Raw genomic sequence first — 15970 nt, 5'->3', positions numbered from 1 at the left:
CGATTTGGCAATGGCAATGAGGTGCTTAGGAAGTTCGTCATTTTGCAGGCGGGGAGCGCGCCAGAGCGCTCTGGCGCCGGCCATATTGCGACCAGCAGTCGATGTTTTGGAACGGTAAACAGGCATAATTCATATTCTCTTACGGCAAGCGTCAGGCAGATTGCCTGGCAAACTAAGCCTTGTAGGGGCATTCGCGTGCGGTATTTTAACAGATTTCATCTGGCAAGCGGCCAGCCCCTAACTTTCGTTTACCAGTTAAGGAGCTGGTGACCGTGGCCAGTTACAGCTGTTTGATAAAAACCTTGGAGTTTCGCTGCAAGTTATAGATCTGCTTTTTCTCTGACGGCAGGCAGTCGCGCTCAGAAGGTGTAAATCCCTGCTCAATAAACCAGTGTGCCGTTTGGGTTGTGAGGATAAACAGCTGCTCAATACCGAGGCTTTTTGCATGGCGTTCAATGGCTTGTAAAACGCTAGCTGCACGGCCGCCGTTGCGATAATCCGTATGTGTTGCAACGCAGGCCAATTCTGCAGCAGGGATGCGGCCGGTTTCGCTATCGGGGAAGGGGTAAAGCGCTGCACAGGCGATAATAGCGCCGTCTTTTTCCATAACGGTGAAACGACCGATTTCCGCCTCCAATAATTCCCGTGAGCGTCTGACCAGGGCGCCACTGCGTTCCAGAGGCTCCAGTAATTCCAGCAGGCCTCCGACGTCGTCGATGGTCGCTTGACGTACAACTTCATAGTTGTCGCGGTGGATTAATGTGCCAGAACCGTCGCGAGTAAACAGTTCTTGGAGGAGGGCGCCATCCTCTCGATAGCTCACCATTTGTGCGCGAGGTACGCCATTAATGCAGGCATCATAGCAAGCTTGAAGAGATTGTGAGCGATCGTTGATTTCAGCGAGCTGTTGCAACTGTTTAGCGCATTCGCTAACGGACAGTTCTCGTAGCAGTTCGCCGTCGTCGTTAACGAAGCCTGTGTCCGACGTATAGGCTATGAGCTTGTCGGCTTTTAAGCGGATAGCTGCATGGGTTGCCACTTCGGCAAAGCTCAGATTAAAAATTTCCCCTGTTGGTGAATAGCCCAGGGGTGATAGGAGGGTGATGGCATTCGCCGACAGGGCTTGCCTGACCATATCCAGGTCGATACGCCTTACCAGCCCGGTGTGTTGCAAATCGACACCATCGATCACACCCATAGGTTTAGCCGTCACGAAATTACCACCAAGAACTCGGATATGGGCTCCGTGCAATGGTGAGTTTGGTAGGCCTGTTGATAAGGCCGCTTCAATGCTGAACCTAACCTCACCTACAGCTTGGGCAATCAGGTTGATATGATCGGGTTCCGTAACTCGCCATTGGTGGTGGAAGCGAGCACTGAGTTGGCGCTCCCCCAATCGAGCGTCAATCTGGGGCCGCACGCCATGGACGACGACCAGGCGGACTCCCAGGCTGTGCAACAAGCCCAGGTCATGAATGATATTGCTGAAATTGGGGTCCTGAATAGCTGCACCGGGCAGCATAACCACGAAGGTTCTTCCTCTATGAGCATTGATGTAGGGGGAGGATTGACGGAACCACTTAACATAAGTGTGGCTATCTTGAGTCACGGCACTTCTCTGGGGTAAATGTCTGTCGTTGAGCGTAGATTACATGTCCTGAATAGACACAGGGCTTGTTTGTATTATAAACAGAAGTCGCGTATCAGGGCGCGCAGGCAGTCGATCGCTGGCTCAATCTGTTCCACGGGAATGAATTCATTAGGTTGATGGGCTTGGTCGATTGAGCCGGGTCCCATAACAATGGTCGACATTCCCAGGCTTTGTAGAAATGGTGCTTCCGTTGCGAAAGCGACGCTTTCTGCCGTGTTTCCGGAATAGCGCTCAGCGGCCATGACCAGTGGTGCGCTTTTTTCTTCTGCGAAGGCGGGCACACCACCAAAGAGGGTCTTGCGTTCAATCTTACAGCCGCTGGATTGCTCGACCTGTTGCAATAACAGATCAATTTGCGATCTCAGTTCATCGTTATCCATGCCGGGAATAGGGCGCAAGTCAATCTGCAGTCGGCACTGCCCGCAGATGCGGTTTGGATTGTCTCCGCCGTGGATGCAGCCGAGATTCAGTGTCGGGCCCGGAATCAAAAAGCCTGGATTTTGGTAGGCTTGCTGCAGAGATCTCCGGTAGGTTATCAGCTCCCCCAGTACTTGATGCATGGCTTCAAGGGCGCTGTTGCCCAGTGAAGGGTCTGAAGAGTGACCCGATTGCCCGACCACATGAATCTCCTCCATCATAATGCCTTTGTGCATGTAGATGGGCCTGAGCTCCGTGGGCTCACCAATCACGGCGACATCGGCGATGGGTTTGCCAAGTTCACAGAGAGCCCTGGCACCACTCATCGAGCTTTCTTCATCCGCGGTGGCGATGATGGTTAAAGGTTTTTGCAGGGGTTGATCGAGAAAGCTCTGGGCTGCCGCAATGGCGACCGGGAAAAACCCCTTCATGTCTGTGGCGCCGAGTCCATACCAGCGATTGTCGGACTCGTGTAATTTGAAAGGATCGCTGCGCCACTGAACGTCATCGTAGGGAACGGTGTCCGTGTGTCCGGCCAGTACCAGACCGCCAGTACCCGAACCCAAAGTGGCGATCAGATTCGCTTTGCGCCCGTCGCTCCCGGGAATGTCCTGAATGTCGATGGCGAAGCCAAGGGTATCCAGCCAGTCTGCCAGTAGATTAATAACATCGCGATTTCCCATATCCCATTCCGGAGAATGGCTGCTTACGGACGCGCTGGCGACCAGTTGGCTGAGTTGTTGTTGGAGCGATGGCAGCGACATAGACAGATCCGAAAATCTCAGAAAGTGAGCACTCTAGCAACAAGTACGAAGAAACGCATTAGGGTGTTTCAAAATCGTTACATGAGACCCGCTGCGCATTCTGGTCCGAACAGCTTTCGCTCTTAGGCGCAGTCTTCAGCACAGCAACTATGCTTGATAAATGTCCGGTTCGTTATATGGACAACAAATCGAACAGAGCACCGTGAGGAGTGGTTGTGCAGGTGGCAAATGGCAAAGGTCATACCATTGATCTGAGAAACTTGTTAAATGATCTGGTCGCGGATAAACGACTTAATCAAACTGACGCCAATTACATCGCGGGTCAGAGTCGCAGTCGCGAACAAGTCGCGCTGCACCCCCTGACCTATATCGCCACCCAGAACCTTGAGGACCGATCTGACCCCGGACAGGTGCTCACGGAAATGCGCCTCACCGAGTGGCTATCTCAGCGTTCAGGGCTCCCATTCAGTCACATCGATCCCTTGAAACTCAAAGCGGTTGAGGTCACAGACGTTATGTCCTACGCCTTTGCCAAGCGCCATGGAATTCTGTGTATAGGACTCTCGGCGGAAGAGGCGACGGTGGCTTGCATGCAGCCTTACATCAGCGATTGGGTTCCTCAGCTGGAGCATGTTGCACAGCGTCAAATTAAGCGAGTATTGGCATTGCCATCGGATGTACAGCGTTACATGGTGGAATTTTACACGCTGTCGCACTCGATATCCGGCGCCGCTGGAATGTCTGGCCCTTCTGGAGTGACCAATTTTGAGCAGCTGCTGGAACTGGGCAATATCAAGGATCCAGAGGCGAATGACCAGCACATTGTCAATATTGTCGATTGGTTACTGCAGTATGCGTTCGATCAGCGTGCCAGCGATATTCACATAGAACCTCGCCGGGAAATGGCTCGTTTGCGGTTTCGAATCGATGGTGTGTTACATCAAGTTTACGAACTGCCATCGGCCATTGGTAATGCAGTAACCAGTCGCCTAAAAATTCTTGGCAGAATGAACGTTGCAGAAAAACGCAAGCCACAGGATGGCCGTATCAAAACGCGTCGTCAGGATAACGGTGAGGTCGAGCTGCGTCTATCCACCTTGCCAACCGCGTTTGGTGAGAAGCTGGTACTACGGATTTTTGACCCAGATGTGTTGCTGCGCAGTTTTACCGAACTGGGTCTGACTGGGGATGACTATGAACGCTGGCAGGGAATGATTGAAAAACCCCATGGCATTACCTTGGTAACCGGGCCGACCGGTTCCGGTAAAACGACGACGCTTTATTCCACATTAAAAAAGCTCGCCACCAGTGAAGTCAATGTCAGCACCATTGAAGATCCGATTGAAATGGTGGAGGAAACCTTCAACCAAACACAAGTTCAATCCAACATCGGCCTGGACTTCGCCGCTGGCGTCAGGACCCTGTTACGGCAAGACCCGGACATTATTATGGTCGGCGAGATTCGTGATCTCGAGACAGCACAAATGGCGATACAAGCCGCGCTGACGGGCCACTTAGTGATTTCCACTCTACACACAAACGACGCAGTCAGTGGGGTAACACGTCTGCTTGATCTGGGGATACCGCCGTATTTAATCCGTTCAACGGTACTCGGTGTCATGGCGCAACGACTGGTGCGAACGCTCTGTCAACACTGCCGCCAATCGATTCCGGCAGACGCTGCCGTTTGGCGGGAACTGACGGCGCCCTGGAAAGTGACCTTGCCAAAGCATTTCTGGATACCTGCTGGTTGCCTTGAGTGTCGCAACACAGGCTATCTGGGGCGGCAAGGTCTTTATGAAATCATGCCTCTGTCAGAAGCGATGCAGAAACTGGTGCAGACGGATTGTGATCTGCTGGAAATGCGTCGTACGGCGATGCGGGAAGGGATGCGCACTTTGAGGTTATCTGGCGCCCAGAAAGTGGCTCAAGGGCTGACGTCGGTGGAGGAGGTTCTACGCGTCGCGCCACCGCCCATAGACCCCTAGCGTGGCGAGACGGTCTCTAGGACTGGAACTGGCGCTTTGTTAAAGTACCGGGCTGCAAGAACTATAAGAGCATGCGAGGTCGTTAATTTATCCAGGCCTCCAGAACCTGATTTATGGCAGGTTCCAGCCTACAAACGTCTCAGAGAGCATCGTCATTCCTATGGTATTACCCAAAAATTCTCTTCCTCTGTCATTACATGCCCGACTGGATCGTTTGGAAGAGCGATGGCTGAAAAACGCGTCCCCGGATCAGCAACAGCAACTTGTCGATTGGTTGGCGGTTGAAGCACCGGATCGAACAGAACAGTTGATGAGGGTTTGGGTCGGTAGCGACTATGTTGCTGCCTATGCCGCTGAGTGGCCCGATCGTTTTCTAAGCTGGTTACAAACCGGTTGGTACGGACGGCAACTCACACGCACCGATATTGCCGATTTATTGAATGCCGCGCTCGTTCCTGCAGCGGATGACCCTAAGAAATTTGATCTCGCCCTGCGGCAGTTTCGGCGCGATTTTATGATGCGGGTGCTATGGCGGGACTTCTGTCGTCTGGCGGAGACTCAGGAGACGACCAGAGAGATGACTTATCTGGCGGAAATCGTTACTCAGGCGGCGATCGACTTCCATCAACGGCTGCTCGAGCCACGATTTGGCACGCCGATCGGACGACGCTCGGGTATCCGCCAGCCGTTTATCGTGTTGGGTATGGGAAAGCTCGGAGGTTATGAACTCAACGTCTCTTCCGATATTGATCTTATCTTTTCCTACCCCGAGGCGGGTGACACGTCAGGCGGCCGTAAATCCGTCAGCAATCAGGAGTTTTTCCTCAAGCTTTCGCAGAAAGTAATTGCCAGTCTCGATGCCACCAGTCCCCAGGGTTTTGTGTTTCGTGTCGATATGCGCTTGCGGCCCTATGGGCAAAGTGGTGCCATGGTATTGAATTTCGATGCGATGGAAGATTACTACCATACTCAGGGGCGTGACTGGGAAAGGTACGCCATGATCAAGGCTCGGGTTATTGCTCACTCGCAAGCGCCTGGTGCCGCAGAGGCCGCTCAGAAACTGCTGGATATGCTGCATCTTTTCACGTATCGGCGATATCTCGATTTCAGTGCGTTTGAGTCGATGCGTACGATGAAGGAGCTGATTCAGCGCGAGGTAAAGCGTCGACGACTGGCCAACGATGTGAAACTGGGCGCAGGTGGGATTCGTGAGATCGAATTTATCGTCCAGGTGTTTCAGCTGATTCGTGGTGGGCGGGATCTACGCTTGCGTGAGCCAGCGGTGTTAACGTTATTGCCGTTGCTGGAGGCAGAGGGGCATCTTGATGCTGGAGATGCCGATAAACTTGCGACAGCCTATAAATTTTTACGCGATAGCGAGCATGCCATTCAGGGCTACAAAGATCGTCAGACCCAGGCTTTGCCCGAGGAGCCGGAAGAGCAGTCAAGATTAGCGTGGATTATGGGATTCGTCGATTGGACAACCTATCTTGCCCAGCTCGATATACATCGACAATTTGTGCACGAGTGCTTTCTGGATGTTATTGCTCCAAGGGATACGTCTGAAGCGGAAGAGGGTAGTGACTGGAGTTTAGTGTTTCCGCTAGAACAACGCCCCGAGCAGAGCGTAGATCGCAGTCTGCTCAAAGAGCTTGGACTGGCCGAGCCCCAGGAGATGGGAGAACAACTGGACGCGTTGCTGAAAAATCGTGCGATCGTTTCCATGGAGGCCGTTGCACGTAAGTCTTTCGTGTCCTTTATGGGCGCTCTGATGGATCACTTTGCTCAGCAGCAGGAAAGCGCCGAAACGCTGCGGCGCATATTGGGGTTGGTAGAGGCCGTCGCCCGTCGCAGCGCCTATTTTGTCCTGTTGTTAGAGAACCGTCAGGCATTGTCCCGACTCGTAGAGTTGTGTGCTGCTAGCGTTTGGATCAGTGAACAGCTTGCCAGCCATCCAGCCCTGTTGGATGAGCTGTTGGACCCTCGCGAACTCTTTGCTCCGCCAGACAAAGACGGCTTGCGCGATGAGCTGCGGCAGGCAACTCTGAGAATTCCTGCCGATGATGTGGAAGCCCAGATGGAAAATCTGCGGTATTTCCGTCGAGCTCACGCACTTCGTGTGGCGGCGAGTGAAGTGACCGGCGTGCTGCCCTTAATGAAAGTCAGTGATTACCTGACCTGGCTTGCCGAGGTGATTTTAGAGCAGGCATTAGAATTAGCGCGAGCGCAAATGCGTCAGCGGCACGGCGAACCAGGCTTGGGGCCAGGTGGTGAGGAGCCCAAATTCATCGTCGTCGGTTACGGTAAGCTGGGGGGAATCGAGTTGGGTCATGGTTCCGATTTAGATCTAGTATTTATTTATGAGGCAGATGCTCAGGCGATGAGCGACGGCAATCGCGCACTCGACAATCGCACCTATTTTACCCGTCTTGGTCAAAAGCTTGTTCATATTCTCAACACCCAGACATTTTCTGGCCGGCTTTACGAGGTGGATATGCGACTGCGACCCTCTGGGCAGTCTGGTCTATTGGTGTCATCTCTATCAGCTTTCGAAAAATATCAGCGGGAAAGTGCCTGGGTCTGGGAGCACCAGGCGCTGACTCGGGCCAGGGCAATCGCCGGTGATGTCACACTGCAAACGGCTTTTGCCGAGCTGCGGAAAACGATTTTAATGCTGCCAAGGGATCGGGCTGCGTTGCAGGGTGAAGTCATTAACATGCGGGAAAAAATGCGCCGTCACTTAGGTAGTGGTGGCAGTGCCAGTCAACAGTTTCATTTAAAGCAGGATGCTGGTGGAATCGTCGATATTGAATTTATCGTGCAATTTGCTGTGCTGGCCTGGGCCGAGCAGACCCCGGGGTTGGTGGCGTGGACAGATAATGTTCGAATACTCGAGTCCCTGCAGTCGACAGGTTACTTGAGTTCCGAGCAGGTGAATCAGTTGCGAGAAGCCTACATCACTTTTCGTTCCGCAGGTCATTTGCTGACGTTGCAAAACTCCCCCGCTGTTGTCAGTGCAGACACTTTTTCTGCAGAGCGGGCGGCAGTTCTGGATGTATGGCGAGCGCTCTTTGGTGAGCATGGTTCGAGCTCGCCCGGTACTTGATTCAGAGGTTTACGTCGACAATCGTTGCGGCGGCGGTGACCGCTGTTAGATAAACAATCTAGCAGCAGCCTCCGAAGGGGATGTGATTAAACTTTCGTAAGCCAGCCGTGACGATCCTCGGCCAGGCCCCACTGAATGTCATTGAGGGTCGTCCGCAGTTTTTCCGTCATTGGGCCGGGTTTGCCGTTGCCGACTGCGTATTCGCGGCCTTTGTGGATCAGGGTGCCAACAGGCGTCAGAACCGCAGCTGTTCCAGAGAGAGCGACTTCGCACTCAGGATTGGCAGAGCGTTCTAGCAATTCGCTGACACTGAGATCCCGCTCCTGAACATCCATTCCAAGATCTCGTGCCAATGTAAGAATGGAGTCGCGGGTAATGCCGTGCAGGAAAGAATCATCCAGCGCTTTGGTGATCAAGGTATTACCGTCGATCAAAAGAAAATTAGCGGCCCCGGTTTCTTGGACATCTCCGTTCGGGCAGAACAGAACCTGGTCAACTTTGTAGTCTTTTTTAGCGTTCAACGTTGGGCGGAGGGCGCTGGCATAGTTGCCACCACTTTTAATCATTCCCATATGCGGTGCGCAGCGCATGACGTCTTCTTCGACCAGCAAGCGTAAACTGACATTGCCACCTGCGAAATAGTTGCCAACGGGTGACAAAAGCACGAACTGGCAGGAGCTTAACGAGGGGGCTGCGGCTTTACCGACGCAGGGCTCAGTGCCAATGTGTGTTGGGCGAATGTAGAGAGATCCGGGCGGCTCTGGCACCTGGTCACGAAAATGGCCAACCAGCTCGACAATCATTTCGGAGGTCTGAGCCTTGTCAATCTCTGGCAGCGCCAGCTGTTGAGAGCTCTGGGCAAAGCGATCGACGTTGCGATCGATGCGGAAGATATTGACGCTGCCATCCTGGTGGCGAAACGCTTTCAGTCCTTCAAAGCAGGTGCTGGAGTAGTGCAGAACATGGGCGGCGGGGTGAAGCGTCAGTGAATCGCTCGCCACTCGCTCTGTCGGGCTCCACTGACCACCATCAAACCAGCTGATCGCCATTTCTGGCATAAAAACGGAGCCAAAATCTGTCATCTCTGTATCGCTCTCATATCGGTCGTTCGGCCCAATGTCGAACGGGAAAGGGTCAGAATTGTAATCATCTGTAACCTAAATTGGAATTGTAGGCGATAGATTCGGTCTGAAACGTCTGCTGAAAGGGTGTCAGGGGGAAATACTGGCGTGTAAGCTATGAAAATCGTCGATCCATTAGCGGCGGTTGGTTGCGATAGTTCTTTTCGCCACGTTACTATCCCGGCCATTTCGTGTGTCACGCACGACTCTTATGTTTTCTGCGAACAGGCCATAAAGCATCTCGTGATCTCTACTTATCTGTCTCTCAGTCACCGCTTTTTTATGTGGCTGGCATTTGTTGCTGTCGCTGTTTTTGCTCTGCTCGGGCTCAGCTACGATGATTTGGGTCGTAAATGTCTGCAGGTGGCCAGTCTTATTGGTTGGTTGGACCTCCTTCTGGGGCGTCGTCATGTCTTGCGTTCTTTCCCGTTTTACCTGCTTTGGGCTGCTTTACTGGTGCAATTGGGATCCTGGTGGCTGAGCTTTAATCAGGTTCCAGAGATGGCCGAGTCCTCACCGAAACTGCATCGTTTGGGCGTTTGGTTTCAATTCTTACCCATTGCGTGGATTCTGGCCGGCAGTTATTGGCGCGTAGCCGTCATCATGGTGTGCAGTGGACTGGGGCTGTGTTTGGCGCCCTGGCTGAGCGGCGGCGGCTGGCACGAAATTCAGCAGGGCATTGCCGGAGAGCGTGTGGATTTCGGGCTTTCTAACGCGCAGCACACGTCGCTTTATTACGCCTGCGCCCTGTTGGCGGTTTTGACGATTGGGCGATATTTGCATCGAGCGAATGATTGGCGCCGTTGGTTGGGCTGGGGGTTGCGAGTCGTCCTGGGGGGCGTCTTTTTAGCGGGTGTTCTTCTCAGTCAAACACGTGGCATATGGCTGGGGTTGGTCGTCGCGGTGGTGTTGATAGGATTTTGGTTTCTAATGCACAGCCAGTTTGTTGGCACCGCTTCGCGGCGCTTGCTGTATGGATTTACCTTGTGTGCGATGTTGTTGATCCTGCTGATAAGCCTTTCAGAGTCACGTTTTGCTGCTCGCCTTTATACCAGTATTGAGCAGATCTCTAGTGCGACCGTCGATGTGAATGGACTCGCCAGGAGTCAGGATCAATCTGCCGCCTTGCGAGTGCACCTCTGGCACGAGGGGATTGAGTGGATTGAGGAGCGACCGCTATTGGGTTGGGGGGGCGCCGGCCGAAAATACGCGTCCCAGGCGGCTGAACTGCCGCCGCAATTTCATGAAATTCAACATCTGCACAGCAGCTTTGTGGACACGTTGGTTTGCTACGGGATTGCTGGATTGGTCATCTTTCTGCTGTGGATGATCTGGTTTGTCGGGGCGGCTCGTCAGGCGTCGCACTCTGGCGACTTGCCACAAGCCTGGTATCGCCTTGCATTGGCCTGGATGGCGCTTTGGGTGGTTGCGAACCTGTTCGAATCGTATATGTTCTTCGCGAGCGGAACCTATCTCATCGCCGTCATTGGCGGGTGTTTAGTCTCGCTGATCTGGCGGGCCCAGGGCCGCCTGCACTGACTCACGATGACGACGGATTCAGGTATTTCTGTAGCTCGTAGTGATTCCACAGGGCGAGCATCTGCGTATCGTTCCCGCCAGTGGCTGAGCAGTTGCTGTCTCTCAACCCTGGCCCACGAGTGTAGGGAATCGCTAAGAAACGGGTACGGGGTTGGCGTCGATCGCTGATCACCCTGGATTGAACACCGTTTCGAAGTGACATGGTTTTTAGCCATAAATCATCTCCCAGCGGCGCAAGTTTTTGATGTACCTCTTTATCGGTCACGTCAGCGTGGAGGCTTCCGATTGGGTAGAGCACGCCAAAGTTTCCTGTCGGTGTGATGTAAAGGCTGGCTTCTGCTTGGTTCGCCAGTAGAGGCCAATGTTTGTAGGCGGCAAGTTGACCGGAAGCATCCAGAGTAAGTCGGCGCCCTCGGTTGCAGACCACGTCATGGGGGTGGCGACGGTGATTCAGATACAGAAGATCAACCAAGTCGACAGGATACATCAGGTCATCGTCGACGGTGATCACGATACTGTCTGGGCAAACCTCGAGAGTGTGTACGATTTTCTTGTAGGAGCGTAGGTTGTCATCGACAAAGTGTATCTCCAATCCGCGAGCTTCCTGCTGTAACAGAGAGAATGGAAGGTCGTCGCGTTCTCCGGGGAAATCTTCCCGCGACAGCCACAGCAGCAGTCTGTCCGGACGTAAGGTCTGTCGCAATAGGCTTTCGATCACAAGAAAAAGCGTGTTTATACGACCGGGATAACTGGTCAGAGAAACCACAATCTCTTCTGAGCATTGATTACCCGTACCGCTTTCTTCGCTGGATGTGGCGAGTAATTCCAGTTGACCCTGAACATGGAGTGCTTTAATCCTGGCTTCCTGAAGCAAGGTTCGTTCACGCCGTTTTATTTGATAGCGTTTCACGAGTGACTTAAGCATGTTAGGGTTTTCCTGCGATGATGTTTTCAGTGGATGTTAGCAAAACGCCAGCCCCTTGCCGTTATCAATAAGTCTGGGCGGAGGTTGGTGGCCTGGCAGCTGTCCGCAAGAATATCACGGTAGGTCAACCGCGCGAAAAGAGATCGCTACCATCTACCATAACGATAAAAAGAGGAGGTGCCTTGCTATGCGCCAGTATTCAGACGGTGAGTGGGCCAATCGACAACTGGTCGAAGAAATGTACCAGCAGGTTTTGAATCCACTGGATGCGTCCTGTGTTGATACCTACATTGCCGAAAACTACATTCAGCACAGCCCGCTGGCAAAAACCGGTGCGGCAGGCCTCAAAGAGTTTCTCCATTGGGCAAAAGCGAATTCACCCGCAGCGACTCATGCGGTGAAACGAATCCTCGTCGATGGTGATTTTGTCGTCGCACATGTGCATGTCATCATAAATCCCGGAGAGCAAGGCAATAACGTGATCGATATTTTTCGAATTGCGGATGGAAAAATCGTCGAGCACTGGGATGCCATGCAAGCTTTGCCAGACAGTTCGGAAAACAATAACGGTATTTTTTGAAGATTAAACTCAAAACATTCCATTGCTGTGGGGTAGTGTCTCCGGAATTTCCTGAATGATTTCCCAATGCTCCTGAATCTTGCCCTCTGCGATCCGGAAGATATCCACAACGGCGTGGCCATCGCCGGGAGCCATCGGGTCGAGTTTGACGTGGACATGAAAGACGACGTGATCGCCGTCGACCAGCACTTTTTTTATGTCCATTAGCGGGTTGGGGAATTCTGTTTTGAACGCCTCGATAAAAGACTTGAGCGCGTCTCTGCCGCTGGCCGCCATGGTGCTGTGCTGGATATAGTCTTCCGGAAAAAATTCGTCAATTCGAGTGGCATCGCGATCAATGAGGACCGATTGATACATATCCATTGCCAGTGCCAAGTTGGCCTTTTCCGTTTGTGTGCGTTGGATGTTGTCTATCTGGTCTTTCTCGTCTTTTGTGATTTTCATCATTATCGGTCCTTGTAGCGTTATTGTTGATTTGGACTTCCAGTTGTTTTTTTTAAGTTTGATGTATTTGTTATTGAAACCCGCTCGATATGAAGAGTGATCAAAGACAGCCGATATGATTTGCTGGCCATGCTGTCTTTGATCGATGTCGTTTAACGATATTGAGATCCCGCTTATGGATGCAAGATCGAGAGCCATTCAATTTTGAGATAGGCCGTTCCAGAAGCGCAGGCTGTAACCCTCGTCGTGCTCCGTTAGTCTGTAGGTCTCTCTTGCCGTCATAAAAATAACAATCTCTGATCTCATTATGTTTCGTTTTCACCTGGCAAATTCTCGATTCCCTAAACAGGCGCTTCCGTCTTTTCATTCGGTTTGGTGTACCTGTTTGTTGCTATTAATCGCGGCGCTTTCGGCTTCCTGTTCGGATGATGCTCCCGTGGGTTCTGACTCGCTGGCGACTGAAAAAACAATGTCCGAACCATCTAGCTGGTCGCTTCCTGGTGGCAATCAAGGGAAGACCTTTTATTCGCCCCTGAAGCAGATCAATCGACAAACCGTGTCTCGTTTGGGGCTTGCCTGGGAATTTGATCTGGAGGTCAATCGAGGGCAGGAAGCGACCCCAGTTCTGGTGGATGGGCTCCTGATTACCAGCACAAACCTGGGGCGAGTCTATGGCATAAACCCTGTTTCCGGAGAGGAAGTCTGGCGTTTTGTTCCTGACGTCGACATGCAGGTGAACCGTACCGCGTGTTGTGATCAGGTTAACCGTGGTGTGGCTGTTCAAAATGGAAAGGTCTTTGTCGGTGCTCTCGACGCCAAGCTTTATGCCTTGGAGTTGAGTACCGGAAAAGTCTTGTGGGAAACCTCAACCCTAGACGGTCATGATCGCGGTCAGACCATCACCGGGGCGCCGGAAGTTGCAGGTGATCTTGTCGTTATTGGCAATGGCGGTGCGGAATATGGGGTGCGAGGGTATGTCTCGGCCTTCGACGTGAAGACGGGGGCTCTGCGCTGGCGATTTTATACTGTGCCCCGTGATCCCAAATTGGGTCCTCAGGAAAATCCAGAATTGGAGGATGCGATTGCGACCTGGGGGGACGACACCCGTTGGGAAATGGGGTTGGGTGGCACAGTCTGGGACGCGATTCATTACGATCCGGAGTTTGATGCGATCTACATTGGTGTCGGCAATGGCGGCCCTTACCATCAAAAGAAGCGATCACCCAGTGGCGGCGATCAGCTCTTTTTGTCTTCGCTTATTGCGCTCAATCCCAGTAATGGTCGAGTTAAGTGGTATTACCAGGAAACGCCGGGTGATAGTTGGGACTACACCGCAACAGCTCCGATGATCCTGACGGAAAAAGTCATTGAGGGCGAAAATACCCCCGTATTAATTCATGCGCCGAAAAACGGATTTCTCTATGTGTTTGATCGACGCGATGGACGTTTGCTGGAGGCGAACAGCATCGTCTACCAGAATTGGACGGATGGCCTGGATCCCATATCGGGGAAACCTCTGCTACGTCCTGATCAGGCCGATTATTTTCAAGCACCGAAACTGGTTTTTCCGGCAACGCCCGGGGCTCGCAATTGGCATCCGGCATCATACAACCCGGATACGGGGCTCTATTACGCTTCTATGCAGGAATTGGGTAATTTGCTCTATGTGACACCTGGAGATAAACGTTATGTGCGCAAAGCATTGAACGTTGATGCCATGCTGATCTACGCCCCGGATCTGCTGGACATGTTGCCGGGAATGCCGCCAGCCATTCAGGAGGCCGTGGCGGGTACGTCAGACTTGGAGCGTGTCAAAAACGGCGAAATGGGTTCTTATCTCAGAGCGATAGATCCGCTCTCTGGCAAGACGGTTTGGTCGGTCCCCGCCAGCAGTTGGCAGGATCGCGCTGGCGTCATGACAACGGCTGGGGGGCTGCTTTTTCAAGGTGATGCGACGGGTCATTTTTCCGCCTATGACGTCGAGTCTGGAGAGCGACTCTATCGTGTCGAAACGGGTACCAGCATCATGGCGGCACCCATGACTTATAGGATTGGGGGCGAACAATACATTGCAGTAATGGCGGGATGGGGCGGTGGTGGTTGGCCTTATGTTCCGTCCAGTAGTGCCGCCTATCACTACAGTAATCAAGGACGTCTTCTGGTGTTCAAGCTTGATGGCAGTCAGGTGCCTTTGCCAGCAACACTGCCGCCGTTAGAGGTTGCTCCAGTGCCTCCGTCCCTGCCAGAAGGGACCGGTGACGAGGAAATTGCCGCGGGTATGGCGTTGTTCTTTCAGCACTGCACCATGTGCCATGCCTCCCAACAGCGCACCATCAGTGCGGATTTGCGCCGAATGAATCCCGCGACCCACGATATTTTTGATCGCATTGTTCTCGACGGGCTCTATCTGCCTTTGGGTATGCCCCGTTGGGATGATCTTTTGTCCCAGGAAGATGTGCGCAACATTCATAGTTACCTCATCGCGGAGCAGCAAAAGGTCCATGAATTTGAGTCCCAATTGGAGGCAGCAGGCAAACCTTTGGATGCCGCCAAATCCAGCATTCTATCGAGCTGGTAACACCTAAAGCAGCCGACGGACAGTCGCAAAGGACAAACAATGAATAATAAACTGCAAGGTAAAGTTGCATTAGTCACAGGTGCGGGGCGAGGGTTAGGAGAAATTATGGCGCGGGGGTTAGCTGAGTCCGGCGTGGCCGTCGCGCTGGTTGCGCGCTCGCAAGCGCAGCTCTCTGCGGTGTGTGCGGATATTGTCGCAGCTGGAGGCAAAGCGATTACTCTGACCGCCGATGTGACCCAAAGAGCTGAGGTGGAGGCCGCTGTTGTGGCTGCAGAAGCTGAACTTGGTCCGCTGGATATCTTGATCAACAACGCGGGTGTCGATGACCCTTTCGGCCCGGTGGGTGTTGTCGATCCCGATCAGTGGTGGCAGACCCAGGCGGTCCATGTTCTTGGGCCTATGTACTTTATGACGGCGGCCATTCCCGGAATGAGCGAGCGAGGCCGCGGCTGCATCATCAATATTTGTTCGCTGGCGGGCACTTTGGTGCAACCGAACATGTCAGCCTACGCTGTGGGTAAAGCTTCTGAAATTCGGTTGACCCAACATGTCGCTGAGGAGTGGGCGGAGCGAGGGATCGCGGCTTTTGCCATAGAGCCAGGAACAATTTTAACTTCGATGGCGGAGCACACCCTGTCCAACCCCGACGCTCAAAAATGGGTGCCGGGAGGGATAGAGTTTTTGAAATCGATCAGCAACGAGCAATCGGAGGCATCGAAAATCCGTCTGGTAGAAATGATACGACAGTTGGCTGGCGGTGATTTCGACAGCTTGAGCGGTCGTTATCTAGAACCCGGCGATGATTTCGTCACCATGCTGGAAGCGGCGAGCTCTCGCTCAGAATAGGTGGAGCGACG

11 protein-coding genes are annotated in these 15970 nt (G+C 53.0%); 6 read left to right on the top strand and 5 right to left on the bottom strand.

What is annotated here, in order from left to right; all coding sequences use genetic code 11:
- Positions 1 to 280: 280 nt before the first annotated feature.
- Together argA and argE are read right to left on the bottom strand one after the other, a co-directional pair.
- On the bottom strand, positions 281 to 1609 hold the full coding sequence (gene argA, locus ACXAFR_RS22175) for an amino-acid N-acetyltransferase (RefSeq protein WP_475181084.1): 1329 nt from the start codon (positions 1607 to 1609) through the stop codon (positions 281 to 283).
- A 74-nt stretch (positions 1610 to 1683) separates the two neighbouring features.
- Positions 1684 to 2832: an acetylornithine deacetylase gene (gene argE, locus ACXAFR_RS22170; protein ID WP_475181082.1), complete on the bottom strand. Its 1149-nt coding sequence runs from the start codon at positions 2830 to 2832 to the stop codon at positions 1684 to 1686.
- 215 nt (positions 2833 to 3047) lie between these two features.
- Here argE and tfpB point away from each other — a divergent pair, with 215 nt between their 5' ends.
- On the top strand, positions 3048 to 4820 hold the full coding sequence (tfpB, locus tag ACXAFR_RS22165; RefSeq protein ID WP_475181079.1) for a type IV pilus assembly ATPase TfpB: 1773 nt from the start codon (positions 3048 to 3050) through the stop codon (positions 4818 to 4820).
- Between the two features lie 160 nt (positions 4821 to 4980).
- Positions 4981 to 7926: a bifunctional [glutamate--ammonia ligase]-adenylyl-L-tyrosine phosphorylase/[glutamate--ammonia-ligase] adenylyltransferase gene (glnE, locus tag ACXAFR_RS22160; RefSeq protein WP_475181077.1), complete on the top strand. Its 2946-nt coding sequence runs from the start codon at positions 4981 to 4983 to the stop codon at positions 7924 to 7926.
- 86 nt (positions 7927 to 8012) lie between these two features.
- Here the strand turns inward: glnE and ACXAFR_RS22155 are convergent, their stop codons facing one another.
- Positions 8013 to 9044, bottom strand: coding sequence for a branched-chain amino acid aminotransferase (locus ACXAFR_RS22155; protein WP_475181086.1), 1032 nt, complete (start codon positions 9042 to 9044; stop codon positions 8013 to 8015).
- A 120-nt stretch (positions 9045 to 9164) separates the two neighbouring features.
- On the opposite strand from ACXAFR_RS22155, the gene ACXAFR_RS22150 reads away from it, so the two are divergent.
- The gene (locus tag ACXAFR_RS22150) at positions 9165 to 10586 is read left to right on the top strand and encodes an O-antigen ligase family protein (protein ID WP_475181074.1); all 1422 of its coding nucleotides are present in this window, start codon (positions 9165 to 9167) and stop codon (positions 10584 to 10586) included.
- A gap of 1 nt (position 10587) precedes the next feature.
- Here ACXAFR_RS22150 and ACXAFR_RS22145 read toward each other — a convergent pair whose 3' ends face one another.
- Complete coding sequence (locus ACXAFR_RS22145; protein ID WP_475181072.1) at positions 10588 to 11511, bottom strand: hypothetical protein; 924 nt, start codon at positions 11509 to 11511, stop codon at positions 10588 to 10590.
- Positions 11512 to 11698: 187 nt separating this feature from the next.
- Between ACXAFR_RS22145 and ACXAFR_RS22140 the strand changes: the two genes are divergently transcribed.
- Positions 11699 to 12091 carry a nuclear transport factor 2 family protein gene (locus tag ACXAFR_RS22140; RefSeq protein WP_475181070.1) on the top strand — a complete coding sequence of 131 codons (393 nt, stop codon included), beginning with the start codon at positions 11699 to 11701 and terminating at the stop codon, positions 12089 to 12091.
- A 9-nt stretch (positions 12092 to 12100) separates the two neighbouring features.
- On the opposite strand, the gene ACXAFR_RS22135 is transcribed toward ACXAFR_RS22140, so the two are convergent.
- Positions 12101 to 12538 carry a nuclear transport factor 2 family protein gene (locus tag ACXAFR_RS22135; protein WP_475181067.1) on the bottom strand — a complete coding sequence of 146 codons (438 nt, stop codon included), beginning with the start codon at positions 12536 to 12538 and terminating at the stop codon, positions 12101 to 12103.
- A 466-nt stretch (positions 12539 to 13004) separates the two neighbouring features.
- Between ACXAFR_RS22135 and ACXAFR_RS22130 the strand changes: the two genes are divergently transcribed.
- Both ACXAFR_RS22130 and ACXAFR_RS22125 read left to right on the top strand, forming a co-directional pair.
- Positions 13005 to 15113, top strand: a complete 2109-nt coding sequence (locus ACXAFR_RS22130; protein WP_475181066.1) for a PQQ-dependent dehydrogenase, methanol/ethanol family — start codon at positions 13005 to 13007, stop codon at positions 15111 to 15113.
- A gap of 39 nt (positions 15114 to 15152) precedes the next feature.
- Positions 15153 to 15959 carry an SDR family NAD(P)-dependent oxidoreductase gene (locus tag ACXAFR_RS22125; RefSeq protein WP_475181064.1) on the top strand — a complete coding sequence of 269 codons (807 nt, stop codon included), beginning with the start codon at positions 15153 to 15155 and terminating at the stop codon, positions 15957 to 15959.
- Positions 15960 to 15970 lie beyond the last annotated feature (11 nt).

It is taken from the genome of Pseudomaricurvus sp. ABR4_320 (assembly GCF_056159445.1).
This window is presented reverse-complemented; position numbering and strand designations above follow the sequence as displayed.